Below are 25,796 nucleotides of genomic sequence, written 5' to 3' on the forward strand. Positions count from 1 at the left end.
CCGTGCGCCTTTCCGGTTGTTCCCGCTACCGAAAAGGCGCACGGGTGCGGAGCGCCTGGTGGATCATGGCCGAATGGACGCTGCCGGCTGGTTCCTGCTGGGTGCACCGTGGGATTGCTCCGGTTCGGCTCGTGGCGAACAGGCAGCGCCGCACGCGTTTCGGGAGGCCGGCCTGTCCGCGATGGTCGGCCGGGATGTCGGCGACGCCGCGACCGTGATCGACCGCACGGACCGGGACGAACGGACGGGCGTGATCGCACTGTCCGAGACGGTGCGGGCCGCTCACGCGCTGGCGGACGATCTGGCGGTCGCGATGACGGACCTGCCGGGCCGGCGACCGCTGGTGGTCGGCGGCGACTGCAGCATTCTGCTCGGGATCTTTCCCGCGCTGCGCGGGCACCTGGGTTCGGCGGGACTGTGGTTCGTCGACGGGCATCCGGATTATCTCGACGGACTCTCCTCGGACACGGGCGAGACGGCGGACATGGAGCTTGCGGTGCTCGCCGGAGTCGGCGCCGACGCGTTGATCACGCTGGCCGGGACGCCCCCGATGGTAGGGGCGAGCGACACGGTTCTGATCGGCCATCGCACCGAGGGCCTGGACGCGGCGTCCGCCGCCGAACTGGCCCGGTTGCCCTCCGACTTGCGCCGCATCGACGCGTCGGCCGTCGTGCATGACCCTGTCGTCGCAGGTCGGCAGGCTGCCGCATGGCTGGCCAGCACGGGCACCGGGGTGTGGTTGCACCTCGACCTGGATGTGCTGGATCCCGAGTCGCTCGATGCGGTGACGTACCCCCAGCAGGGTGGCCTCGACTGGGATCAACTCGCCGACGTCGTCGCGCCTCTGGCGCGGTCACCTCGACTCGTGGGAGTCAGCGTCGCCGACTTCCGCCCCGATCTCGATCCCACCGGCGACCAGGTGACCCGAGTGCTCGACTTTCTCGGACGCACCCTGCCGTGAGCGGGAAGATCCGGGTTCCTGTCGTCGTTGGACCGAGTCGGCACCGCCACGGACCGTCGTGATCGAGCTCACATCCATCCCCTGCGGGAATTGATCGTAGGGTTGGCACGTTAGTTGAGTGAGTAACGCTCAACTTATTAGGAGGCTGAGGAATGCCAGCATTCTTCGGGCCGGAGGGCCCAGGTCGCATCGACATCAGTCGGCTCATGAGCCGCTCCACCCAGGAGCTCATGGCTGCTGCTGCCCGTTTCGCCGCAGGTCGTGGCGATGCGGAACTCGATGCACTCCACGTTCTGCGCGTCATGACAGAACACGAACCCGTCACCTCTCTGATGCGCCGCGCAGGCGCCGACACGTCGGCCGTCGCCGATGCCGTCGAACTGCGTCTGCCCCAGAGCCGTGACACGTCAGGCTTTGCAACACCCGCACTGAGCGGCGCGCTGAAGACGGCGCTGCTCGAGGCGCACCAACTCGCGCGCGCCCTCGGGTCCACCTACATCGATCCCGAGTACCTCTTCCTGGCGCTCGCCGCGGATCAGGACCACGCCGCCGGACGCCTGCTCGCGTCCGAGGGAATCACCCCGGAGCGCCTGCAGACCGCCGTGCAGGGTGGATCGGTGGAGGAGGAGTCCTCGAACTCCGTGACCCCCACGCTCGACAAGTACGGCTTCGACCTCACCGAACGCGCACGCGGCGGCGGAGTCGACCCGGTGATCGGGCGTGCCGACGAGATCGAGCAGACCATCGAAATCCTGTCGCGCCGCACCAAGAACAACCCCGTGCTGGTCGGTGAGGCCGGCGTCGGCAAGACGGCGGTCGTCGAGGGCCTGGCCCAGCGCATCGTCGACGGCGACGTACCCGACCGCCTGACGGGCAAGCGCATCGTCCAGCTCGACCTGTCGAGCATGGTGTCGGGCACCCGGTACCGCGGCGACTTCGAGGAACGCCTGAACAAGGTGATCGACGAGATCTCGGCCCACTCGGACGAGCTGATCGTCTTCATCGACGAGGTCCACTCCATCGCCGGTGCCGGTGGCGGCGCCGACGGCGCCATGGATGCGGGCAACATCCTCAAGCCGAAACTCGCACGCGGTGAGCTGCACATCGTCGGCGCCACCACGCTCGACGAGTACCGCAAGCACATCGAGAAGGATCCGGCGCTCGAACGCCGTTTCCAGCCGGTGACGGTCGCGGAGCCGAGTGCCGAGGACGCGGTGGCGATCCTGTCCGGTCTGCGTGACCGGTACGAGGAGCACCACGGTGTCCGCTACACCGACGAGGCGATCTCCGCCGCCGTCGAGCTGTCGGCCCGCTACATCGGCGACCGCTTCCTGCCCGACAAGGCGATCGACCTGATCGATCAGGCCGGAGCCCGGTTGCGGCTGCGGATGCCGAGCGTCGATGTCGAGGCTCTGCGGGCGAAGCTCGCGGAACTCGAGCAGGCCAAGGAGCAGGCCGTCGCCGACGAGCAGTACGAGAAGGCTTCGCGACTGCGGGACGAGGCGATGGAGGTCCAGGCCCGGATCGAGGGGAAGGCGGTCGGCACGACCGACGTGACGCCCGAGGTGACTGCCGAGCAGATCGCCGAGGTCGTGTCGCGGGCCACCGGAATCCCGGCCAGCCAGATGACCGAGGAGGAGAAGGAACGCCTCCGCCGGCTCGAGGACGAACTGCATCGTCGTGTCATCGGCCAGGACGACGCCGTGCGGGCCATCGCCCGGGCGGTGCGCCGCAGCCGCACCGGCATGAACGATCCGGATCGCCCCGTGGGTAGCTTCCTGTTCCTCGGACCGACCGGTGTCGGCAAGACCGAACTGGCGAAGGCGCTGGCCGCCACGCTGTTCGGTGACGAGAACAAGATGCTGCGACTCGACATGAGCGAGTTCGGTGAACGTCACACGGTCAGCCGGCTCGTCGGTGCCCCTCCCGGCTACGTCGGATACGGGGAGGCGGGACAGCTCACCGAGCAGGTCCGCCGGAACCCGTACTCGGTGATCCTGCTCGACGAGATCGAGAAGGCACACCCCGACGTGTTCAATACGCTGCTGCAGGTGCTCGACGACGGTCGGCTCACGGACGGGCAGGGCCGGACGGTGGATTTCAAGAACACCGTTCTGATCATGACCAGCAACCTGGGATCCGACATCATCTCCAGCAAGTCGGGTGCGCTGGGCTTCAGCACCGGTGACGCCGAGGCTTCGGAGAAGCCGCTGCGGGATCGGGTGATGGGCCGGCTGCGCGAGTCGATGCGCCCGGAGTTCCTGAACCGGATCGACGAGATCGTGATCTTCCGCAAGCTCGACACCGAGCAGCTGCACCGGATCACCGACCTGCTGCTGGACGACAGCCGGAAGCGGCTGCAGTCCAAGGGCATCGAGATCTCGTTCAGCGACGCCGCGGTCGATTGGATTGCCGAGCACGGACACCAACCTGAGTTCGGGGCGCGTCCGCTGCGCCGGTCGATCCAACGGGCAGTCGACGACCGGATCGCCGATCTGCTGCTCGACGACGTCCTCGTCGAGGGTGGCAGCATCGCGGTCGGAGTGTCAGACGACGAGTTGGACCTCGTAGTCGGCTAGAACTGCAGGTGAGTGGCAAAGTGTGCTCCGGCACGCTTTGCCACTCACCTGTGTGGGTAGGCCCCTTGCCCGCCCTCGCCGTTTCCGAATCAGCACCCGGTGTTGAGGTGTGCATCGTGCACCGTCACCTGTGCGTTGTGCGGGGCTGCACTGTGATCCGGGGTGTGCCCGGGGTGCGCCGCCCTCCGCGCGGAGAAGGTGGCCGGATTACCGCCGACCGCGGTATGTGCTCGCCTCCGGAAACGGTTACCTGCTACCCAGCGGAAGTCAGTCGAGCAACTCGACTTCCCAATTCTCCTTCTGCACTTGCAGATCGATCTCCCGGATCTGCCGGGCCAGATCGTCGGACCGCCGTCGTAGTTCCCGCACGGGCAGCGCGGCGACGAAGACGAGCTCGGAGCGGAGCTGCCTGCCGTATCGGTCCTGCTCACGCCCCGACGCGGCATCCGCGGCAGCGGACACCACCCGGTGCCGAATTCGGAGCATGTCCCGTCGGGCCAACGCGTCTGTGATGGTCGCGTCGCCCAGTGGCGCAGCAGTATTCGTCCGATTGATGCGTCTGACGAGGACCTCCATGCGGTCCAGGACCTCCTCGAGTTCGAGGAGCAGTGCCGCCGCGTCCTCCGCCGGCGACTCGCCCTCTTGGTGCCGCGCATTGGTGAGGATGCGCGACTTCAGCTGCTCCACCCGACGTGTCAGATCGCCGCGCTCGGCCAGTGCCTCAGCCAACTTCATGTGTACCTCCTTCCTCGAAGTCGTTGAATGGCATCACAAATGAAGGGTGGAAACCTGTGCGCCGTGGGGCGGAGGGGTCGCGGCACCGTGTGGGCACGGATCGACGCGCGTCGAATGCGCGGATGAATTCCCCGAACCATCGTGTCGGAGAGATATCTCGGTGGGCGCTCATGCGCCTTTCGTCGACTTGGAATCGAGCATCTTCAATAAGTACCACATCCACGCTCGTGTGGCGACAGTCGATTCGGCCCCAGGTGAGTGCCGAAGTGTGTTCCGCCGTTCGTTGGCACTCACGTGCTGGTGAGGGCGACTATCGTCGAAGGCATGCGAGCGGAAGACGGCGAATTGACCTCCAAGCACCAACCGTTGCTGGTGCTGAGCAAGATCACGGAGATCCTCGATGCGTTCAGCCTGACGCGTCCGTCGATGACGCTGGGCGAGATCCACCAGGCGACGGGTCTGCCGACGTCGACCGTCCAACGGCTGGTCAGCAACCTGGTGGCGCAGGAATTCCTCGACCGGTCCGGCGACCAGATCCGGATCGGCGTGAAGATGGCGTTCTGGGCCGCGACGGCCACCAAGGGACTCGACATACTGGCTGTCGTCACGCCGGTGCTGAAGGAGATCCGCGACGCCACCGGCGAGACCGCCAGCTTCTTCCGGGTCGAGCAGGGCTACCGCGTGTGCGTGGCCATCGCGGAGACCGAGCACGCGCTGCGCCGGAACATGTACGTCGGAAAGATCGTCCCCCTGCCCGCAGGATCGGCGGGGCGGGTGTTGCTCGCCTGGAACCCGGACCTCACCGAACAGGTCCTCGCCGGCCCCATCGAGCCGATGACCGAGGGCACCGTCACCGACACCGCGGTGCTGCGTGAACTGATCCACCAGGCCAAGGCCGACGGATACGCCATCACCGCGGGCGAGCGGGAGGACAGCGCCTCGGGACTGGCTGCGCCCGTGTTCGATTCGTCCGCCGACGTGATCGGTGCTCTGGCGATCAGCGGGCCGACACTGCGCATGCCACGCGAACAGTGCGAGAAATGGGTGGATCTGCTCGTCGGCAGCGCCGAGCAGGTCACCCGGACGCTGGGTGGCCGCTACCCGTCATGAGCTGCGCCGCGATCGCGCGGCCGGCTTCGTGCATGGCCACGGCGTCCGTGGCGACGAGGACGCCGGCGAACCGGGACCGGTAGCCGCCGAGATCGTCGCCGACGGAGCCGACGACGGCGTACACCGGGGTGGCGCCCGCGCGGGCGAGGATCGCGGAGATGATCTTGCCCGCTTTCGTCTGCCCGTCGAGCCTGCCCTCACCGACGACGATCGCCGACGCGTCCGCGGTCAGGGTGTCGAAGCCGATCACGTCGAGGATGTAGTCGGCGCCCGAGCGTAGTTCGGCGCCGTACCGCGCCCACATCCCGCCGGAGAACCCGCCCGCCGCACCGGTCGCGTCGACACCCGACGGGTCGCGGGGCAGGGCCCGCGCCTTCGCCTCGAGTTGCCGCGTGAGGACCTGCACGGCGCCCGAGTCGGCGCCCTTCTGCGGTCCGAACACCCTGGCGGCGTCGACATACCGGGTGGTGACGTCGGTCAGCACGGTGACGGCGGCGCCCCGGAGTCCGCCGCCCGCCTCGATGGCGGCGATGGCCCCGGTGCCTCCGTCCGTGGTCGCGGACCCGCCGGCCGCGACGACGATGTGCCGGGCACCGCGCCGGGCGGCGTCGGCGACGAGCATCCCGGTGCCGTAGGTGGTGGCGGTGATCGGATCGCGGGGGCCGTCGTGCGGCGTGGTGATCCCGGAGGCTGCGGCGATCTCGATGACCGCGGTGCCGTCGTCGGACAGTCCGTACGTCGGCCGGCACGGGCTGCCCCAGGGGTTGCGGGACCGGGTGGTGACCGGGCGCAGTCCGAGGGGGACGGTGAGAACGTCGAGGGTGCCCTCGCCGCCGTCGGCGACCGGCAGCCTGATCGCGGTGCCGCCGGACGACTCGACCCCGCCGGCGACCGCGTCGGCGACCTCGCCTGCGGTATAGGTGCCTTTGAAACTGTCGGGGGCGATCAGAACCGTCATGAGTTCCACGCTTCCGGGTTGACCGGATTCGGGGGAATCCGGTTCTGCGCCATGGCCACAGCGTTCTCGGCGCACAATCTCGCCATCTCGGCGCGCACCGACACCGTGGCGCTGCCGAGGTGGGGGAGCAGCACTGTGTTCGACAGTTCCGCGAGTCCCGGGGCGAGCGCGGGTTCGTCCTCGTAGACGTCGAGCCCGGCCCCGGCGATCTCCCCGGACTTCAGGGCGGCGACCAGGGCGGTTTCGTCGACGACGGGACCGCGGGCCGTGTTGATCAGGATCGCGGTGGGTTTCATCGCCGTCAGCACGCCCGCATCGACCAGGTGGCGGGTCTGTGCGTTGAGGGGCACGTGCAGCGACAGGTAGTCGCTGGTGGTGACGAGGGTGTCCCAGTCGGTGTGGGTGACGAGTCCGGCGAACTCCCCGAGTTCCTCGTCCGGCACCGGCCGGTCGCCGGGAGGCCGGGGGCAGAACTGCACCTGCATGCCGAAGGCCAGTGCCCGTTTCGCGGTGGCACGCGCGATCCGCCCGAACCCGGCGAGACCGAGCGTGCGTCCCGAAACGTCCTGGCCGAGGAGCAGGTTCGGTTCCCATCCGGTGAACCGTCCGGCGCGGACGAACGTGTCGGCCTCCACGGCGCGGCGGGCGGTGGCCATGATCAGCAGCATCGCGACGTCGGCAGTGGCGTCGGTGAGCACACCGGGTGTGTTGCCGACGAGTATCGAGTTCGCGGTGGCCGCCCCGATGTCGACGTTGTTGTACCCGACCGCGTAGTTGGAGATCCCGCGGATCTTCGCCGCGGCCAGGAGGTCGGCGTCGAACGTGTCGCGAAGCTGGGACACCACGACGTCGTAGTCGCCGGACACGCAGACCTCCCGCAGCCGGGCGGCGTCCGGAAGTTCTTCGGGGACATCGACGCTGCCCGCGGCGCGCAGCAGCGTGAGAGCGGGTTCGGGGATCGGAGTGGTGACGTAGAACCGGGCGCCGCTCATCGGCCGCCGCCGATGACCCACTCGAACGCGGTGGCATTGGAGCGTGCGCCCTGCGCGGCCTTGGACCGGTTGGCTTCGCCGAGTTCGGCGAGGGTCTTCTCGGACAGTTCCACGAGCGATCCGAATGTGGTGGGGTTCAGCCAGTCCGGTCGGGTGGCGAACAGCAGGTCCTCGCTGGCGGTGTTGCCGCTGGCGCCGGGTGCGAACGGGCAGCCGCCGAGTCCGCCGAGGGCGCCGTCGACGGTCATCGCGCCGGCCGCGACCGCGGCGAGACTGTTCGCGACCCCCAGCCCCCAAGTGTCGTGGCCGTGGAAGACGATGCCGCGCTGCGGGGTTTCGAGCCGGACCCGGGAGACGAGCGAGTACACCTCGGCGGGGACGGCCTGGCCGAGGGTGTCACAGACGACGACGTCGACGGCGCCGTGGGCGCGCGGATCGTTGGCGATGTCGATGACCCGCTGCTCGGGCACCCGGCCCTCGAACGGGCAGGTGAACGACGTCGCGATGCACAGTTGGATGCTGCCGCCGACCTCCTGCGCGAGTTCGATCGCGGCGGGCATCGCGGCGAGGCTGTCCTCGGTGGAACGTCCGATGTTCGCCTGGTTGTGGGAATCGGAGGCGGAGAAGCAGTACTGGAAATGGCGTGCGCCGGCGGCGGCGGCCTTCTCCACGTGCCGGGGCGTCGCCACCCACACCCAGCAGTGGTCCAGTTCCTGCGGGGTCAGTTCCGAGATCACCTCGACGGTGTTCGCCATCGGCGGGACGAGGTCGGGGCGGGCCATCGACCCGATCTCGAGCGCGGGCACGCCGAGTTCGAGGAGCCGCCGGGCGATCTCGAGCTTCCGGGCGGTGGGCAGCATCTTGCCCGTCAACTGCAATCCGTCGCGCAGGGTGACGTCGCGGAGCAGGGTGCGTGATTCGAAGGACTGCGTCATGAGAGGCCACCTACTGTGTCGTTGACGATGGAGTCGATCTGTTCCGGGGTCTTGCCGAGCAATGTTTCGAGGACCTCCCGGGTGTGCTCGCCGAGGTCCGGTCCGACACTGCGGATGGGCAGTGACTTGCCGCCGATGACCGGGACGATGCCGGGGAATCCGACCTGCTTCGGCTCGGCCTCACCGGTGTCGACGGTGAACTGCTGAATCATGTTGCGGGCGGCGTACTGCTCGTCGCTGCAGATGTCGGCGGCGGTGTTGATCGGACCCGACGGCACCCCGGCCGCATCGAGGATCTTCAGCGCCTCGTCGCGCGAGTACTGGATCGTCCACTCACCGATCGCCGCGTCCAGTTCGTCGCGGCGCGCCCACCGACCGGCGTTGGTGGACAGATCCGGGTCGGCGCCGAGGTCGGGGCGGCCGATGGTGTCCATGTAGCGCTGGAAGATGGCGTCACCGTTGCCGGCGATGATGATGCTGTCGCCGTCGCTGCAGATGTAGGCGTTCGACGGGGCGATGCCCTCCATCCGGCCGCCGACGCGTTCGCGTTTGATGCCGTACGCGAGGTAGTCGGGAATCAGCGATTCCATCATCGACAGGATCGATTCGTTGAGTGCGACGTCGATGATCCGATGCGGCAGGGACGGACCCTGGGTTCCGGCGACCTTCGCGGCCTCACGCTGGAACAGGGCCATCACCGCCCCGAACGCCGCGTAGAGGCCGGCGATCGAGTCGCCGATCGACACCCCCACCCGCACCGGTGGCCGGTCCGGGTCGCCGACGAGCTCACGGAATCCGCCGGCGGCCTCCGCGACCGCGGCGAACCCCGGCCGCTGCGACATCGGCCCGGTCTGCCCGAACGCCGAGATACGGGTGATCACCAGGTCCGGATTGGCCGCGTTCAACGCTTCCGGTCCGATGCCCCACTTCTCCAGGGTGCCGGGCCGGAAGTTCTCCAGCAGGATGTCGCACTTGGCGGCGAGGTCCAGGACGAGTTGCCGGCCCTCCTCGGTGCGCAGGTCCAGCACGATCGACTTCTTGTTGCGGTTGATCGTGCGGTACAGCATCGAGGTGTCGCCGGAGTAGAGCCGCCAGTTGCGCAGTTCGTCGCCGGTCTTCGGGCGCTCCACCTTGATGACCTCGGCCCCGAAGTCGGCGAGCATCCGGCCCGCGGTCGGAGCGGCGATGTAGTTACCGAGCTCGAGTACCCGAACCCCGTCGAGTGGCCGAATGGTGTTGTCGGAGAACATGGTGATCCTTAACTGATAGTGACGCTCAGAGAACGAGGCTCATGGGCAGGACGAGCAGTATTGCGACGACCGATGCCACCGATACTCCCACCGAACACGTCTTCAGCGTGCCTCGTGTGGTCTGACCCATCAAGGACTGCAGCAGCCAGAAGGTGTTGCTGGTGACGTGCACCGCGAACAGGGAGCCGGCGCCGGCCGCGAGGGCGATGAGGACGGGGTCGAGGCCGAGGGTCGGGGCGATGGGTGCGAGGACGCCCGCGGCGGTGATGGCGGAGATGGTCACCGAGCCGACGGCGACGTGCAGGACGGCGGCGATCACCCACACCATCAGCAGCGGAGCGGCGTGATTGGCGGTGAAGTACTTGCCGAGGATGTCACCGAGACCGGCCGCGGCGATGGTCGCTGCGAGGGACCCGCCGACACCGGTGAGGATGAGGATCTGGCCGCTCTCGCTGAAACCGCTGGCGATCGCCTTCTGGACACGGTGCTGGCCGACGGTGAGGCGTCCGACGAAGCTGGTGCCGATCAGTCCGATCAGCAGCGCGATGAGCGGCTCCGACACGAACGCGACGACCGGATTGCTGATCTCGGCGATGTCCAGGATCGCGCCGGTCGCGATGAGCAGGAGGGAGACGAGCAGCGGAGCGAGGAGCAGGATCAGGGGGCGGTCGTGTGCCGCGCGCTCGGCCGTGACCTCGGTGACGGTCGCGGCGCGCTGCGCCTGGGCGACGCCTCCGCCGGCCTCGGGCCGAGGGGTGGTCCCGCCGCTGCTGCCGTCGGTCCACTCGTCTTCTTCGTCGTCGACGACCGTCTGATGGAAGTGCTCCTCGTCCTTCTCCGGGTTCCACCAACCGCGGGTGAACAGGAACGACATGATCGCGACCGAGATCGCCACGGTCGGGATCACCAGGATCAACCCGAAGATCAGCATCTTGCCGAGCGGCACACCGAGAAGTCCGGCGAGGGCGAGGGCGCCGACACCGGGAACCATCAGCACGATGCCGCACTCCAGGCCGATGGCGAGGGCGGTGGCCATGCGTGCGGTCCCGACCCGGCCGACCTTCGGTGCGAGGTTGCGGGCGAGCGGGGCAGAGATGACGAGCAGGACGTCGAGGAAGATGGACTGCAGCAACGTCGCGATCGTCAGCGACATCGCATAAGGCATTCGTTTCGGCCCGAACACTCGCAGAAGTGTTCCGACCAGGCGCTGGATCGCGCCCATTTCTTTCAACATGGCGCCCATCAGGACGCCGAAGGCGATCAGAAGTCCCACTTCGGCCATGATGTCGCCGAAACCGGTGCTGATGACTTCCACCGTTTCGGCCGTGCCGAGTCCCGTCGTGAGTCCGAGGTAGGCGGATCCGACGACCAGTGACACCACTGGGTTGAACTTGAAACGCACGATCATCAGAACGACCGCCGCGACGGCGACCGTGGTGTTGATCAGGATTGCTACGTCTGACATGTGCGCGTCCTTATCGAGGAGGCGGGTAGTGACTGGTGTCACAGGTACACCCATATTATGAGCACACACTCACGATATAAGCAATGGCCTCCGGCCACCCGTGCGCCTTTCCGGTTGATCCGGCAACCAGAAAGGCGCACGGGCCTTCGGCCTCGTGCGGGTGGAATACTCGACGCATGGTCGTGCTGGATCCGTTTGCGGTGGGACGGCCGACCGCCGCCGAGCGCAGAACGTCGGAGGACTGGAGCGAGATCCAACTCTGGTCCGACCGCGTGTACATGCCCTATGTCGTGCGTCCGCTCGGTGTCGGGCTGTCACCCCGGTCGAGCATGTACTCCACGAAGATCGGCGACATCACCGTCACCCGGTTCTCCTACGGAATCCCCGTGTCGGTCGGCGACTTCTCGTCCGACGCCGGAAACGCGCTCGTTCTCACGACCATCCGGGGCAACGCCCGGCACCACCTCGACCACGACGCCACCGCGGACACACCGGTAGGTGACACGTTCGTCGCCGACTGCAGTCGCGTCGACTACCTCGTCGAGTTCTCTCCCGACCACGTCCAGCTCAATCTCACCGTTCCCCACGCGTTGCTCACGGACACGGCTGTGCGCTGGTGGGGATTCGACCCCGGAGATCTTCTCTGGCAACGCAAATGCGTCATCGGGGGCGGTGGATCCGGCTGGCAGGCGCTGCTCGGGTACGCGATGCGGACGACGGGAGAGCTACCGGGACACGCCACCGAGGGGCGCATCGGACTCAACCTGCAGGAGTTGCTGGTCGGGCACCTGCTCACCGAATGGGCGGCTCGCGCCGGAGTGGACCCGGACAGGTCCACCGGCCCGGCGGCGCCGGGTTATGTGCGGCACGCCGTCCAATACATCCGGGAGTACGCCCGCGAACTGCCGACCGCCTCCGACATCGCCGACGCGGTGGGTGTCAGTGTCCGCACCCTGTCCGGGTCGTTCCGGAAATACCTGGACACCACCCCGGCCGAGTACGTGCGTGAGCAGCGCCTCCAGGGCATCCGGGAGGAACTGCTCGCCGCATTGCCGGGTGAGACCGTCGCCTCGATCGCCGGCGCGTGGGGATACGTCAACCTCGGCCTCTTCGCGGCCGCCTACCGTCGCCGGTTCGGCGAGAATCCATCGCAGAGCAGGGCCTTCGGCCCCGTGAGTGGTTGACGAGTCCAGAGACTCCTCAACCGCTCACGGGCGGCGGAGCCGCCTACAGCTCCGCGCGGACCAGCTTCGCCGCGTCGACGAGGTTGCGCAGCGACGCCTCGACCTCGGCGGGACCGCGGGTCTTCAGGCCGCAGTCGGGGTTGACCCACAGCCGTTCCACCGGCACCGCCTTCAGCGCCTCCCGCAGCGACGCCGCGATCTCCTCGACACCGGGCACCCGCGGCGAGTGGATGTCGTACACGCCCGGGCCGACGCCGAGGTCGAAGCCGACGGCGTTGAGGTCGTCGAGGACCTCCATGTGCGAGCGCGCGGCCTCGATGGAGGTGACGTCGGCGTCGAGCCTCGCGATGGCCTCGATGACCTCACCGAACTCCGAATAGCAGAGGTGGGTGTGGATCTGCGTCGAGTCCGAGACCCCGGACGTCGCGAGACGAAACGCCCCGACCGACCAGTCGAGGTACGCCGGCTGAGCCGCGGCCCGCAGGGGCAGCAGTTCGCGCAGCGCGGGCTCGTCCACCTGGACGATTCGGATGCCCGCGCCCTGCAGGTCCACCGTTTCGTCGCGGATGGCCAGCGCCACCTGGTTGGCCGAGTCGGCCAGCGGCTGGTCGTCGCGCACGAACGACCACGCCAGGATCGTCACCGGACCGGTGAGCATGCCCTTCACCGGACGCCGCGTGAGTGACTGCGCGTACGTGATCCACTGGACGGTCATCGGGTTGCTGCGGCGCACGTCGCCGTACAGGATCGGCGGGCGGACGCAGCGGCTGCCGTACGACTGCACCCAGCCGTTGTCCGTCGCGAAGAACCCGTCCAACTGTTCGGCGAAGTACTGCACCATGTCGTTGCGTTCCGGTTCGCCGTGCACCAGCACGTCGAGGTCCAGCTTCTCCTGCAGCGCAACCACATCGGCGACCTCGGCGCGCATCCGGTTCAGGTACTCGGCCTCGTCGATCTCACCCTTTCGCCGCGCCGCGCGCGCGACGCGGATCTGCGTCGTCTGAGGGTAGGAGCCGATGGTGGTGGTCGGCAGCACCGGAAGCGACAGCGCCGACTGGGCTTCGCGTCGTTCCGCCGCGGGACTGCGCCCCGGATCGGACGCGGTGAGCGCGTCCAGCCGGGCACGGACCGTGGCGTCGTGCAGACGCCTGTCGGTGCTGCGGGTGGACGCCGCCGCGCGGGCGAGCGCGAACTCGTCCTCGACGGATTCGCGACCACTGGTCAGTGCGGTGCCGAGCGTGACGACCTCACGGACCTTCTCGGTGCCGAACGCCAGCCACGACCGCAGCGCCTTGTCGAGGCCGGTCTCCGCGTCGAGCGTGTACGGGACGTGCAGCAGCGAGCACGACGTCGAGACGGCGAGCGAACCGGTGCTGCCCAGCAGGGTGCCGAGCGACGCCAGTGCCGCGTCCAGGTCGGTGCGCCAGATGTTGCGTCCGTCGACGACGCCGGCGACGACGTGCTTGCGGGTCAGATCGGGAACCGTGGCGAGAGTGTCGGATCCGGCGACCAGATCGATCGCGATTCCCTCGACACCGGTCGAGGCGATGGCGGGGAGCGCGTCACCGAGACTGCCGAAGTAGGACGCGACGAGGATCGCCGGCCGCGACGGTGCCGCGGACAACCGGTCGTAGGCACGCTTGGCCGCCGCGATGTCCTCCGGTGTGCGGTCGGCGACCAGCGCGGGTTCGTCGATCTGCACCCACTCGGCGCCCGCGTCGGCGAGCCGACCGAGCAGGTCCGCATACAGCGGGACCAGTTCGTCGAGGCGGTCGAGGAGGGGTGCGTCCGAGCCGACGGCCTTCGACAGCAGCAGGAACGTCACCGGACCCACCACCACCGGCCGGGCCGGAATGTCCAGGGCACGTGCGTCTTCGAGTTCGCGGAGCACCTTCGACGGGTCGAGGACGAACGTCGTCGACGGGGAGATCTCCGGCACCAGATAGTGGTAGTTGGTGTCGAACCACTTGGTCATCTCGAGCGGGGCGACCGTGTCGTTGCCGCGGGCGGCGGCGAAGTAGCGGTCGAGGTCGCTCTCGATGCCGGCGACACGGTCGGGCAGGGCGCCGAGCATCGCCGCGGTGTCCAGCACATGGTCGTAGTACGAGAACGTGTTGACGGGCACGGAGTCGAGCCCGGCGTCGCGCAATCTCGTCCAGGTCTGGCGTCGCAGATCCCGGGCGAGAGCGTCGAGCCCCTCGGCGTCGAGGCGGCCTGCCCAGTACGACTCGACGGCCTTCTTCAGTTCGCGATTCGGACCGATGCGAGGTGAGCCCAGCACGGTCGCGGTGAAAGAAAATGTCACGGTATCTCCAGTTGCGTACGCGGTACGGCTACCGCCGGCAAACGGGTACACCTCTCGAGCCCAGGGACGTGCTGCAGCGCGAGAAGGTCTACACGCCCAATCCACGAGGCGGTAACCGTCGGGCACGGCGTGCCCGACACAGTCGGCAGGTCTTCGGACTCGCAGGCAGCCGGTGTGACATCACACCGGACCTAGTGGCCGTCGCTTCCCAGGCTGTGTGCCCAGTGCATGGTGACGGCGGTCGTTCCTGCTCACCGCTGCGGGACAGTCCCGGATTCTCACCGGGTTCCCTCTCACACGCGGACTCCGGGGAGTCCGATGTGCTTCGACGCCTGGTGCGGTCTTCGGGGCTCCTCACGACCGTGCCTGGCGAACCAGCTGCACCGGCCAGCATAGGCCTCCGGCCCGTGCGCGGTTAAGGGGTCCCTGTACTCGTCAAGCACTCACGGGCCCGGAGGGCCTAGAGCCAGCCGTTCGACTCCGCGGCGCGGACGGCCTCGGCGCGGGTGCTGGCGCCGGTCTTGCCGATCGCCGAGGACAGGTGATTGCGCACGGTACCTGCCGACAGGAACAGTGCGGCCGCGATCGAGGCGACCGGCGCACCGTCCCGCGCCGCCCGCAGCACGTCGGTCTCCCGGTCGGTGAGCGGTGATTCCCCGCTGACGAGACTGTCGGCGGCGAGAGCCGGGTCGACGACGCGCAGTCCGGCATGGACGCGCCGGACGGCGTCGGCGAGCTGCCGGGCCGGGGTGTCCTTCACGACGAACCCCGACGCACCGGCCTGCAGTGCCTTGCGCAGGTACCCGGGACGACCGAACGTCGTCACGATCAGGACGCGGGTCTGCGGCATCTCTGCCCGCAGTGCCGCGGCCGCGGCGATCCCGTCCAGGCCGGGCATTTCGACGTCGAGGAGCGCGACGTCGGGGGAGTGCTCGCGCGCCGCCGCGACGACCTCGTCGCCGCGCCCGACCTCCGCGACGACCGTCAGGTCCGCCTCCAGGTCCAGCAGGGCGGCGAGGGCACCGCGGACGAGTGCCTGATCGTCGGCGAGCAGCAGCCGGATCGTCACGGGACCTCTTCCTTCAGCACGTGCAACGAGAATCCGCCCGGTTGCGGATGGGTGATGACGACCCGGGCTCCGGCGGCGGCGGCGCGCTCCCGCAGGCCCACCAGCCCGTTCCCGTGCACGGATTCGGCGCAGCCGGCGCCGTCGTCGACGACGGCGACCTCGCGTTCGCCCACCGTGACCGAGCAGTGCGTTGCGCCGCTGTGCCGAACCACGTTCGTGACACCCTCGCGGACCGTCCACGCGAACAACTCGCGCAGGCCGGTGGGCACCGACTCGGTGCTGTTGGGCAGCTCGGCCTCGATTCCGGCCGACCGCAACGCTTCCCCGGCCCGGGCGATCTCCACCGGAAGCGACAGCCCCCGGATTCCCTGCACGGCCTGCCGGACGTCCGCGAGCGCGTCGCGGGAAAGGCGTTCCAGGTCTGCCACTTCCGTGCGGGCCCGGTCGAGGTCGATGTCGAGGAGCGGGCCCACGAGTTCGGCCTTGACGGTGATGACGGTGAGGGAGTGCCCGAGGATGTCGTGGAGGTCGCGGGCCATCCGGGTGCGTTCCTCCTGCACCGCGAGTCGTTCGCTCGCTTCCCGTTCCCGGACCAGTTCGATGTTGCGGTTGATCAGCTTGGTCACCCCGAACATCGCGAATGCGGCCGCGCACACGCCCAGCGAGAGCCCGGTGCCAGACCCCCAGTCCATCACCGTGGAGATCACTTCCACGAGAACTGCGACGGTCAGCGCGGTGATCCCGCCGAGCCACGCGGGGAACAGCATGACCGCGGAGACGGCGAGGAAGACGGCGGCGGACAGCCCCGACGACCCGACGGCGACCACCATGACGGCCGCGAGCCCGAACAACGCCACCACCAGCGGTACCGCCTGGTTCAGCGGTGGCCGAAACTCGTTGTGCGCGCGCCGGGTATGCGACCACCGGAACATCGCAAGGTACGTCACCGCGAATGCGAGCGTGGCGATCATCCCGATCCAGCCCCGGACCTGATCGCGGGCGGCCCACCCGTCGAGGAACGGCTGGAACAGGAAGACCGTCCACGCGGCAGCGAAAATGAATCCGAAACGGCCCCATCGCCTGGTCACGACGGGGCCGTCGGGGGTGGTCACGGCAGTCACGATACCGCCGTCACACTCGCTCGGTGTCGCGCTGGAACCGCCACGCCGCACCGCCGGCGAAGATCGCCAACCACACCGCGACGTTGAGGAGCCACGTCCACTGCATCGCGTCACCGGTGAGCGGCGCGTGCACCAGCTGACTCAGCCCGTACGTAGGCATGAACTGCGCGATCGACGCCCACACCGAACCGTCCTGCAGCGGCATGAACAGCCCGCCCGCGAAACCGAGCACGGCGAGCCCGGGGCCGAGGATCTGCATGACGTTCTCGCTCGGCAGCAGGTACCCCATGAACAGGCCGAACGCGGCGAACACTGCGGATCCGAGCCAGGTGATCAGGGCCGTCGTGAACCACAGGGACGTGTCCATCCGGACGGACGTGAACGCGCCCACCAGGTAGACGACGCCGACGGCCCCGAGCCCGAGCATCATCGCGACGAGCACCTTGACGAAGATGTAGACCCCGGGGGACAAGGGGGTGAGCCGCAACTGCCGGCTCCATCCCGACGCCCGTTCCACCGACACCATCGCGCCGCCGCTCGTCGTCGCGATCATCGCGCCGTACAGCGCCATGCTGATCATCACGTACGCCGAGACGTTCCCGTTGCCCGCGCTCTCACCCGAGTAGCTCGGGTTCAGGCCGAAGATGAGGAAGAAGACGACCGGCATGACGAGAGTGATGATCATCGTGCGCCGATTGCGCAGCAGCCGGCGCAGTTCGAGTCCGAGGAGGGTGGTGTTGAGTCCGCCGAACGGGGGAACGCGGCGGGGTGCGGCGAGGGTGGTCATCAGTTCGATCCTTCCGTGGCGGAGTCGTCGGAGGTGAGTGCGATGAACGCGTCTTCGAGACCCCGGGAGATGATTTCCAGGTCGCAGGCGGGCGTCTGCGTGAGGAGATGACGCGCGACGGCGTCGGTGTCCCGCGAGTGGACGAGCACGCTGTCGCCGCGTACTTCGATGCTGTCGGCACCGGGAAGCGCGAACAACTGGTCCCTGTCGGCGCCCGGGAAGTGGGCGCGCACCGTGCGTCCCGCGGCTAATGCCTTCACCTCGGCAGCGGTGCCGTCGGCCACCACCTTTCCCTTGCGCACCAGCACGATCCGGTCGGCGTAGGCGTCGGCCTCCTCGAGATAGTGCGTCGCGAAGACGACGGTCCGGCCGCTGTTCGCGTCGGCGCGGATCGCCGACCAGAAGTCCCGCCTGCCCTCGACGTCCATGCCCGTGGTCGGCTCGTCGAGGATCAGCAGCTCGGGATCGGAGAGCAGGGCCATCGCGAACCGCAGTCGCTGCTGCTGACCACCGGAACACTTGCCCACCAACCGGTTTCCGAGATCGGCGATGCCGGACCGGGTGAGGACCTCGTCGACGGGCCGCGTGTCGGCGAACAGGCTCGCGGTGAGCCGGACGGTCTCCTCGACGGTCAGTTCCTTCAGCAGCCCGCCCGTCTGCATGACCGCCGAGACCAGACCCTGCGCGATCGCGGTGCGCGGATCGGTGCCGAACACGGACACCTCACCGGCTGTGGGGCGGGACAATCCGAGGACCATGTCGACGGTGGTGGTCTTGCCGGCGCCGTTGGGGCCGAGGAACGCGACGATCTCGCCGGGCCGGATCTCGAGGTCCAGGCCTCGGACGGCGTGACCGTCACCGAAGTACTTGTGGACGCCGCGCAGGCTGACTGCCGGAGCCGGCGACGCGGAGGCCTTCGTGGAGGTGTGCAGCTCTGTCGATGTCATGCATTCAGCGTGCGATCCGGACGGCCGCCGACCCCCACACGTCCGTCACGACCTCACCGTGACAAATGTCAGGGGCCGGGGTAGGTGTGGCGCCGATCGGGGGCAGCCGTTACTGTGGGCGCCATGCAGCGCGCATATTTCTGGTTTAGCAGGCCGGCCCCGGGTGGGCCGGTCGGCGTAACCACGCGCTGACTTCTTCCACCCCAGAGCCGGATTACAGACCGGCTCGCGGGAATCTCCACAGTCTTCGAGGGCCGGCCTGAGAACAGGAACCCGAACCCATGACTGTCACTCTCGACACCACTACCAGCAGTGATCGGCTGGACGACCAGCGCACCGCCAGTATCAGCCCGCTGGTGGCCCCGTCGGTCGTGCGCCGCGAATACGCCCCCGACGACGTCGCGTCCGCAACCGTCCGCTCCGGCCGCGCCGACACGGTGAACGTGCTGAACGGCGACGACGATCGACTGCTCGTCGTGGTGGGCCCGTGCTCGGTGCACGACCCGGACGCCGCCATGGACTACGCCCGCCTGCTCGCCGCGAAGGCCGAGGAATTGCGCGACGACCTGCACATCGTGATGCGGGTCTACTTCGAGAAGCCGCGCACCACGCTCGGCTGGAAGGGTCTGCTCAACGACCCGCACCTGGACGGCACGTTCGACATCGACACCGGGATCCGCATGGGCCGCAAGCTGCTGCTCGACGTGTCCTCGCTCGGCCTGCCGGTCGGCTGCGAGTTCCTCGACCCGATCATGCCGCAGTACATCGCGGACCTCGTCACGTACGGCGCGATCGGTGCCCGCACCGCCGCCAGCCAGGTGCACCGGCAGCTGTGCAGCGCGCTGTCGATGCCGGTCGGGATCAAGAACTCGACGGAGGGTGACGTGCAGGTGGCCGTCGACGGTACCCGCGCCGCCGCGGCGAGCCACGTGTTCCCCGGCACCGACCTCGACGGGCAGGCCGCGCTGATCCGCACGGTCGGCAACCCCGACTGCCACGTCATCCTCCGCGGGGGCAGCGACGGACCGAATTACGACGCGGAGACGGTGGCGGACACGCTCGCCCGGCTGCGCAAGGGCGGTCTGCCGGAGCGGGTCGTCATCGATGCCAGCCACGGCAACAGCAGCAAGAACCACGAGAAGCAGGTCGACGTGCTGAACGACATCGCGGTGCGGCTCGAGGAGGGCGAGAAGGGGATCGTCGGTGTGATGGTGGAGAGCTTCATCGAAGCCGGTCGCCAGGACCTCACGCTCGGAAAGGCCAAGGACCTCACGTACGGCCAGTCCATCACCGACGCGTGCATCGACTGGAGCACGACGGCGGCGCAGCTGGACCGTCTCGCGCAGGCAGTGGCCGCACGTCGGAAGTGATCACCGCACGCCTCTCGTGCGGAACTGCACGCTGATCCGCGGTCCGAGCGGGCGGGTGCTCTTCGGTACGCAATGCTCCCAGGTGCGCTGGCAGGAACCACCCATCACCAGCAGGTCACCGTGGCCGAGCGAGTACCGGATCGAGTGCCCGCCGCCGCGCGGACGCAGCAGCAGCGGACGCGCGGCGCCGAGCGAGAGGATGGCGACCATGGTGTCTTCGGTGCGGCTGCGGCCGGTGTCGTCGCCGTGCCAGGCGACGCTGTCGGAGCCGTCGCGGTAGAAGCAGAGTCCGGAAGTGGCGAACTTCTCGCCCAGTTCGGGCAGGTAGTGCGTGCTCAGGGCGTCGCGTGCCGCGACCAGCAGCGGGTCGGGGAGCGGCTCACCCTCCGGGTAGAACCGGACGAGGCGTGGGACGTCGACCACCCGGTCGTACATCTGGCGCCGCTCCGCCTTCCACGGCACCCTTTCCGCGAGCGTGGTGAACAGCTCGTCGGAACCGGTCAGCCACCCCGGACGCACGTCGACCCACGCTCCCGCCGTGAGCGTGCGACGCTGCACCGTCGACCCGAGCGCGCCCAGCTCGACACCGAACGACGCGTCGTCGAACAGTGAAGCCTGGAGCGCATACCGCGCATCCGCGGAAGTCATGCCGCCATGCTACCCGATATTCGAACGTATGTTCCCACAATTTTTCTCGAGGCGGCAGTCGCCACTCAGGCGCACCCCTTCTTGGTTCGCGCACTACTTTTCGGGCCCTGGTAGGGGTGCGGCTGCGAAGAAGGGGTGCGTCTACACGGAAGCCCGGGGAACGGCGGCGGTTGTTACCGCGGCACCGCCGGCTCGCGGTCGTCGCCGGTGTCGACGGTCGCCTTCTGCCTGCTCGGCCACCAGAAGGCGCGACGTTCGAGTGCCGACAGGCTCGGTACCAGCATCGGGGCCATCGCGAAGGCTGCGATGGCGACACCGATCGCGACACCGAAGCCGAGTTCGGCGAGGTTGGCCAGTCCGGTGAGGGTCAGGGAAGCGAAGGTCAGCGCCAGGATCAGACCGGCGGCGGCCACGGTGGGGGCGTCGTTGGAGACGGCGATCCGCGCGGACTCACGCGGGGTGTACCCGTTGCGGAATTCCTCGCGCAGTCGCGAGGCCAGCAGGATGTTGTAGTCGGTGCCGATAGCGACGACGAACAGGTACAGCACGATCGGAATCGAGAAGTCGATCCCGTCGTAGCCGAGGCCGTGCAGGAACAGGAGCACCACGGCGCCGAGGGTGGCGACGAACGTGAGTGCGACGCACACCAGCAGGTTGAGCGGGGCGAGCACGGCGAGCAGGAGGAGGGCGAGAATCAACGCGATCGCGACTGCGGCGACGGGGAACACGAGGCGCGTATCCGCCGCGAGTTGCGCGCGGACGTCGACGAACGTGGACGTCTGCCCTCCCACAACGACTTCCGAACCGGGGACCGCGCCGTGGGCGGCATCGCGGATCGGTCCCTCGACGAGGTCGAGGGACGCGTTCGAGTAGGGGTCGTCGGCGAGTACGACGTTGACGAGCGCGGCGCGACCGTCCTGACTGGGTCGCGGCGGGGCGACCGAGGACACTCCCGGCACCTGCGTGAGAGCGGTGACGAGCGGGGTCAGCGACGCGGGATCGAGTGGTCCGGGAGCCACGACGTACACCTGGGTCGGGCTCAGCGCACCCGCGGGGAAGGATTGATCGAGGGTGTCGAAGGCCTGCTGTGACGGCGTGTCGGAGGGCAGTTCCCCCAGCGTGTTGTACGTCGACTTGTAGCCGGACGCGAAGGAGGCGAGCGCGATCAACACGACGCCGATCGCGACGGCGAACACGGCTGGGCGGTGCCCGATCGCGGCGCCGATCGACGCGAACGGTGTGTGGGGGCTGTCGTGCCCCGGTCCGAGCGGCCAGAACAGGTGGCGGCCCAGCACGGTGAACACGGCGGGGATGAGCGTCAACGCCGTCACCAGCATGACGGCCACGGCGACGATGAGTCCCGGCGCGAGCGTGGTGAGCGAGCCGAGTTTCGCCAGCAGCAGGGCGGCGAACGCGACGATGACCGTGAGCGCCGACGACGCCACGACGCGCCCGACGACGTCGGTGGAGAACACGAGAGCTTCTCGATGCGTGTCGGTGGTGGACCCTGCCGCGGCCTGCTGCCGGAGACGTTCGCGATAGCGGAACAACAGGAAGACGATGTAGTCGGTGCCGACACCGAAGAGAACGACCACGAGTATGGATTGCAGCGACGTGCTGACCTGGAAGTCGAACAGATCGGCGAGCACGGCGGTCAGTCCGGTGACCACCGACAGCACCACGCCGATCACGAGTACCGGCAGGACGGCGATGACGGGGCTGCGGAAGATCAGGCCGAGCAGGGTGAGGATGACGATCACCGTGGCGATCGTGATGACCTTGTCGGCGTTGTCGTAGGCGGCGGTGGTGTCGACCTGAATGGCCGCGTTCCCGGTCAGCCCGCTCACCAGGCCGGTGCCGTTCAGTTGCTGCTCGGCGTCGCCCCGGATGACCGGCACGGCGTCGTTGACCTGGTCGTCGCCGGGTTGTCCGTCGAACACCACCTGCAGTGCGGCAGCCTTCCCGTCGGCGGACAGCGACGCAGGCGACCCCTGCACGCTCACAACTCCCGGGATCGCCGAATTCTGCAGCGAGGTCGCGAGATTCAGTGCCGTCTGCTGGTCTGCGGGTGACAGTGGGGCGGCGTCGGCACGGACCACCACCAGGCTGCCGGTGGCGCCCGACAGGCTCGGGAAGTATTCGTTGCCGACGGCCTGCGCCTCGGAGGACTCGAATGAACTGGGCAGGAACGTCTGCTGGTTACCGGTGGTGTAGTCGTCGAGACTCGGTGCGAACAGGATGACGGCTATCGCCGCGACCACCCAGGTCGCGATGACGTGCCACGGGTGTGCGACGACGGTGCGCGCGATATAGGCAAACATCATTCCCCGTTCCGGGAGATGAAGGGTCGGCCGGCGCCGGGCCGGGCGGTCGAACCGTGCTCAGTCATCGTCGCATGCAGGGCGGCGCGAAGGCTACGGGTTTCGCGGCATCGACAGACCGCGGCCCCGCTCCGACGTCAGGGAGCGGGGCCGCGGTACGTCATGGTGCTCGCTACCGCAAGGGGGTGAAATCCCGGCTACCGAGATAGTCGGGGCGCGGTGCGGGCGCCGAGAACGGTGCCGTCAGGGTGTTCTCGACACTGTTGAACACGATGAAGAGGTTGGAACGCGCGAACGGCGTGATGTTGCCGTTCGAACCGTGTATGCAGTTGGAATCGAACACGGTGGCGGAGCCGGCCGGTCCGGTCATCATGTCGATGCCGTACTCGTTCGCCATCCGGGTGAGCGTCGGCTGATCGGGCGACCCCGTGGGTGGAACGTAGCTGACCAGCGATTCCTTGTAGTAGTCCTCGGGGGTTTCGCCGGCGCACGACACGAACGCGCGGTGAGATCCGGGCATGATCATCAGCCCGCCGTTGTGCCCGTAGTTCTCGGTGAGCGCGATCGAGATACTCGCGGCGCGAGGAGTGGGCATGCCGTCCTCGGCGTGCCAGGTCTCGAAGTCGGAGTGCCAGTAGAACGGGCCGCCGGTGAAACCGGGCTTGAAATTGAGTCGCGACTGGTGGACGTAGACGTCCGAACCGAGGATCTGCCGGGCGATACCCACGACCTCGGGGCGGCGGATGATCTCGTCGACGACGTCGCTGAGGCGGTGGACGTCGAACACGGAACGGACGGCGCCGTCGCCGTTCTCCCGCACGACGCGGTCGTCGCCGCGCAGTGTGTCGGTCTCGGCGAGGCGGGTCATCTCGTCGACCAGGTTGAACACGTCGCGTGGTGGGATGATCGACTCGGCGGAGTGATATCCGCGTTTGTCGTAGACGGCAATCTGATTCGCGGTGAGCGGACCGGAGCGGGTATCACCCCGTTTCTGGTCCGACCAGGTGACCGGGTCCTGGCGGACGGTCATCGTGCACTCGTTGCGGTCCCTCGTGGGGTAGTTGTCGGCTACGGCCGTACGCATAACTCGTGTTTCACCCTTTCGGATTGGACAACGCTTTACTCTTCCGACGTTCCCACTGGTCGTCGACGAATGCAACCCGGACACAGGTCCACCGAGGCCGGACTGGACCGCGACGCCGCGGCGCCGCGGTGGGATCGTCACGGGCATGATCGATTCGGCGGCGGTATTCGGAGTGGCGGCGATCGCCCTCGGCATGGTTCTCACACCGGGACCCAACATGGTGTATCTGGTCTCGCGCAGCATCACTCAGGGCAGGGCGGCGGGACTGGTCTCGCTGGCCGGTGTCGCTCTCGGATTCCTGTGCTATCTGGCTGCTGCGACACTGGGTATTTCGGCGGTGTTCTCCGTCGTACCGCAGGCGTACACCGCGCTGAAGCTGGCGGGCGCGTGCTATCTGGGCTGGCTGGCGTGGCAGGCGTTGCGGCCCGGCGGGCACACACCGTTCGCGCCTGCACGGACGCTGCTGCCCCGGGATTCGTCTGCCCGGCTGTTCCTGATGGGTCTCACGACCAACCTGCTCAATCCGAAGATCGCGGTGATGTACCTGGCGCTGATCCCGCAGTTCGTCCATCCCGGCGCCGGGCCGGTGTGGTTGCAGAGCCTGCTGCTGGGCACCGTGCAGATCGTGGTCGCGCTCACCGTGAACGCGCTGATCGTCTGCGTCGCAGGAACTGTCGCGACGTTCCTGTCCGGACGCCCGGTGTGGCTGCGTGCGCAGAAGTTCGTGATGGGAAGCGTCCTCGGCGGCCTCGCCGTTCACCTCGCCCTCGACCGGACGCGGCCCGCGACGGTCTGAATCGGCAGTGGCCTGAATCATGCACGCATGAGCATGTTTCGCGGGTACCGTCGGAAGCGACGACGACGAAGGGGCGAGAGATGGCGGAGACCATGCGGGCGCAGCGATTCCATGCCGACACGAAAAGCATTGCGGTCGAAGATGTTCCGATTCCGGAACCCGGCCCCGGTGAAGTGCTCGTCAAAGTGGAGTTCTGCGGCATCTGCCATTCCGACCTGAGCCTGATCGACGGCACGTTTCCCGCACTGCTGCCCGAGGTGACGCAGGGCCACGAGGCGTCGGGCACCATCGCGAAACTCGGTGCCGGAGTGACCGGCTGGTCCGAGGGAGACCGCGTCGTGCCGTCCGCGGGCAGGCCCTGCTTCGCGTGCCGCAACTGCCGCCGCGGGGACCTCACGAACTGTCTGAACATCCAGCTCATGGCGTTCGCCTACGACGGCGCGTGGGCCGAGTACACGGTGGCGCAGGCCGGGGGACTGACCCGCATCCCGGACAACGTTCCGTTCGAGCAGGCGGCCATCCTCGCCGACGCGGTGTCGACGCCGTTCGGCGCGGTCGTGCGCACCGGCAAGGTGGTGGTCGGGGAGACCGTCGGGGTGTGGGGCGTGGGTGGAGTCGGCACTCACATCGTGCAGCTGGCACGCCTGGTCGGAGCTGTCCCCGTGATCGCGTTCGACATCAATCCCGCTGTGCGGGAACGTGCCCTGGAACTCGGGGCCGATTACGCGTTCGACTCCCGGGACGAGAACCTGAAGGAGAAGGTCGCCGAGGCGACGGGCGGCCGGATGCTCGACGTCGCGTTCGACGCGGCCGGACTGAAAGTGACATTCGAGCAGGCACTCGACTGCCTGACGGTGGGTGGCCGACTCGTCGCGGTCGGGCTGAGCGCGCAGGAGGCCTCGGTGGGAACGACCGCACAGTTCGGGCTGTCTCAGAAGCAGGTGCTCGGCCACCTCGGCTACAAGAACGTGGACATCGAAACCCTCGCCGAACTGGTGTCCCGTGGCCGCCTCGACCTGTCGCGGTCGATCAGCGAGATCATCCCGCTCGAAGACGTCGCAAAGGGCATCGAGAAACTCGCGAACCATGAGGGAGATCCCATCCGGATCCTCGTCAAACTCTGAAACCGGCAGGTCCTGGACTCGGCTCACCGGCACCTGTCGGTGCCCCGCTGTACCG

21 protein-coding genes and 1 riboswitch are annotated in these 25,796 nt (G+C 68.2%); of the genes, 7 read left to right on the forward strand and 14 right to left on the reverse strand.

What is annotated here, in order from left to right; all coding sequences use genetic code 11:
- The first annotated feature begins 73 nt into the window (after positions 1-73).
- Together CJ177_RS27265 and CJ177_RS27270 are read left to right on the forward strand one after the other, a co-directional pair.
- Positions 74-961 (forward strand): arginase family protein, encoded by an 888-nt coding sequence (locus CJ177_RS27265; protein ID WP_095869050.1) that lies wholly within the window; start codon positions 74-76, stop codon positions 959-961.
- A gap of 152 nt (positions 962-1,113) precedes the next feature.
- Positions 1,114-3,540, forward strand: coding sequence for an ATP-dependent Clp protease ATP-binding subunit (locus tag CJ177_RS27270; protein WP_095869051.1), 2,427 nt, complete (start codon positions 1,114-1,116; stop codon positions 3,538-3,540).
- A gap of 267 nt (positions 3,541-3,807) precedes the next feature.
- On the opposite strand, the gene CJ177_RS27275 is transcribed toward CJ177_RS27270, so the two are convergent.
- On the reverse strand, positions 3,808-4,275 hold the full coding sequence (locus CJ177_RS27275; RefSeq protein WP_095869052.1) for a DIP1984 family protein: 468 nt from the start codon (positions 4,273-4,275) through the stop codon (positions 3,808-3,810).
- Between the two features lie 324 nt (positions 4,276-4,599).
- Here CJ177_RS27275 and CJ177_RS27285 point away from each other — a divergent pair, with 324 nt between their 5' ends.
- Complete coding sequence (locus CJ177_RS27285) at positions 4,600-5,385, forward strand: IclR family transcriptional regulator (RefSeq protein ID WP_025431892.1); 786 nt, start codon at positions 4,600-4,602, stop codon at positions 5,383-5,385.
- Here CJ177_RS27285 and CJ177_RS27290 read toward each other — a convergent pair.
- From CJ177_RS27290 to CJ177_RS27310, 5 genes are read right to left on the reverse strand one after another with little or no spacing between them, the layout of a single operon-like run.
- Positions 5,351-6,343, reverse strand: a complete 993-nt coding sequence (locus CJ177_RS27290; protein WP_005244240.1) for a glycerate kinase — start codon at positions 6,341-6,343, stop codon at positions 5,351-5,353. The two genes, CJ177_RS27285 and CJ177_RS27290, sit on opposite strands and share 35 nt — an antisense overlap.
- The gene (locus tag CJ177_RS27295; protein ID WP_095869053.1) at positions 6,340-7,335 is read right to left on the reverse strand and encodes a D-glycerate dehydrogenase; all 996 of its coding nucleotides are present in this window, start codon (positions 7,333-7,335) and stop codon (positions 6,340-6,342) included. The genes CJ177_RS27290 and CJ177_RS27295 overlap by 4 nt, the downstream gene beginning before the upstream one ends.
- A complete protein-coding gene (locus CJ177_RS27300) occupies positions 7,332-8,270 on the reverse strand; it encodes a hydroxymethylglutaryl-CoA lyase (protein ID WP_005244236.1) in 939 nt (312 codons plus the stop codon). The genes CJ177_RS27295 and CJ177_RS27300 overlap by 4 nt, the downstream gene beginning before the upstream one ends.
- Positions 8,267-9,520, reverse strand: coding sequence for a CaiB/BaiF CoA-transferase family protein (locus tag CJ177_RS27305; RefSeq protein WP_061696809.1), 1,254 nt, complete (start codon positions 9,518-9,520; stop codon positions 8,267-8,269). Before CJ177_RS27305 ends, CJ177_RS27300 begins: the two co-directional genes overlap by 4 nt.
- Before the next feature lie 25 nt (positions 9,521-9,545).
- Positions 9,546-10,985, reverse strand: a complete 1,440-nt coding sequence (locus CJ177_RS27310; RefSeq protein WP_095869054.1) for a GntP family permease — start codon at positions 10,983-10,985, stop codon at positions 9,546-9,548.
- Between the two features lie 176 nt (positions 10,986-11,161).
- Between CJ177_RS27310 and CJ177_RS27315 the strand changes: the two genes are divergently transcribed.
- The gene (locus tag CJ177_RS27315) at positions 11,162-12,169 is read left to right on the forward strand and encodes a helix-turn-helix transcriptional regulator (RefSeq protein ID WP_095869055.1); all 1,008 of its coding nucleotides are present in this window, start codon (positions 11,162-11,164) and stop codon (positions 12,167-12,169) included.
- Between the two features lie 43 nt (positions 12,170-12,212).
- On the opposite strand, the gene metE is transcribed toward CJ177_RS27315, so the two are convergent.
- From metE to CJ177_RS27340, 5 genes are all read right to left on the reverse strand, one after another.
- A complete protein-coding gene (metE, locus tag CJ177_RS27320) occupies positions 12,213-14,474 on the reverse strand; it encodes a 5-methyltetrahydropteroyltriglutamate--homocysteine S-methyltransferase (RefSeq protein WP_005244228.1) in 2,262 nt (753 codons plus the stop codon).
- A gap of 126 nt (positions 14,475-14,600) precedes the next feature.
- Positions 14,601-14,809, reverse strand: a riboswitch (cobalamin riboswitch).
- A 125-nt stretch (positions 14,810-14,934) separates the two neighbouring features.
- A complete protein-coding gene (locus CJ177_RS27325; protein WP_061043544.1) occupies positions 14,935-15,543 on the reverse strand; it encodes a response regulator in 609 nt (202 codons plus the stop codon).
- Positions 15,540-16,664 carry a sensor histidine kinase gene (locus tag CJ177_RS27330; RefSeq protein ID WP_095869056.1) on the reverse strand — a complete coding sequence of 375 codons (1,125 nt, stop codon included), beginning with the start codon at positions 16,662-16,664 and terminating at the stop codon, positions 15,540-15,542. The genes CJ177_RS27325 and CJ177_RS27330 overlap by 4 nt, the downstream gene beginning before the upstream one ends.
- 10 nt (positions 16,665-16,674) lie before the next feature.
- Positions 16,675-17,451, reverse strand: coding sequence for an ABC transporter permease (locus CJ177_RS27335; protein ID WP_095869057.1), 777 nt, complete (start codon positions 17,449-17,451; stop codon positions 16,675-16,677).
- The gene (locus CJ177_RS27340) at positions 17,451-18,398 is read right to left on the reverse strand and encodes an ABC transporter ATP-binding protein (protein WP_095869058.1); all 948 of its coding nucleotides are present in this window, start codon (positions 18,396-18,398) and stop codon (positions 17,451-17,453) included. Before CJ177_RS27340 ends, CJ177_RS27335 begins: the two co-directional genes overlap by 1 nt.
- Before the next feature lie 281 nt (positions 18,399-18,679).
- Between CJ177_RS27340 and CJ177_RS27345 the strand changes: the two genes are divergently transcribed.
- The gene (locus tag CJ177_RS27345) at positions 18,680-19,768 is read left to right on the forward strand and encodes a 3-deoxy-7-phosphoheptulonate synthase (protein WP_095869059.1); all 1,089 of its coding nucleotides are present in this window, start codon (positions 18,680-18,682) and stop codon (positions 19,766-19,768) included.
- On the opposite strand, the gene CJ177_RS27350 is transcribed toward CJ177_RS27345, so the two are convergent.
- From CJ177_RS27350 to thpD, 3 genes are all read right to left on the reverse strand, one after another.
- Positions 19,769-20,416 (reverse strand): alpha-ketoglutarate-dependent dioxygenase AlkB, encoded by a 648-nt coding sequence (locus CJ177_RS27350; RefSeq protein WP_095869060.1) that lies wholly within the window; start codon positions 20,414-20,416, stop codon positions 19,769-19,771.
- Positions 20,417-20,589: 173 nt separating this feature from the next.
- Positions 20,590-22,740, reverse strand: a complete 2,151-nt coding sequence (locus CJ177_RS27355; protein WP_095869061.1) for an MMPL family transporter — start codon at positions 22,738-22,740, stop codon at positions 20,590-20,592.
- 169 nt (positions 22,741-22,909) lie between these two features.
- Entirely contained in the window at positions 22,910-23,821 is a 912-nt protein-coding gene (gene thpD / locus CJ177_RS27360) for an ectoine hydroxylase (protein WP_005244214.1), read from the reverse strand.
- 145 nt (positions 23,822-23,966) lie between these two features.
- On the opposite strand from thpD, the gene CJ177_RS27365 reads away from it, so the two are divergent.
- Positions 23,967-24,617, forward strand: a complete 651-nt coding sequence (locus CJ177_RS27365; protein WP_005244212.1) for a LysE family translocator — start codon at positions 23,967-23,969, stop codon at positions 24,615-24,617.
- 80 nt (positions 24,618-24,697) lie between these two features.
- Positions 24,698-25,741 (forward strand): zinc-binding dehydrogenase, encoded by a 1,044-nt coding sequence (locus tag CJ177_RS27370; protein ID WP_095869062.1) that lies wholly within the window; start codon positions 24,698-24,700, stop codon positions 25,739-25,741.
- Positions 25,742-25,796 lie beyond the last annotated feature (55 nt).

The sequence above is a fragment of the Rhodococcus sp. ACPA1 genome, from assembly GCF_002300195.1.
In the GTDB taxonomy this organism is placed as follows: Bacteria; Actinomycetota; Actinomycetes; order Mycobacteriales; family Mycobacteriaceae; genus Rhodococcus_F; species Rhodococcus_F opacus.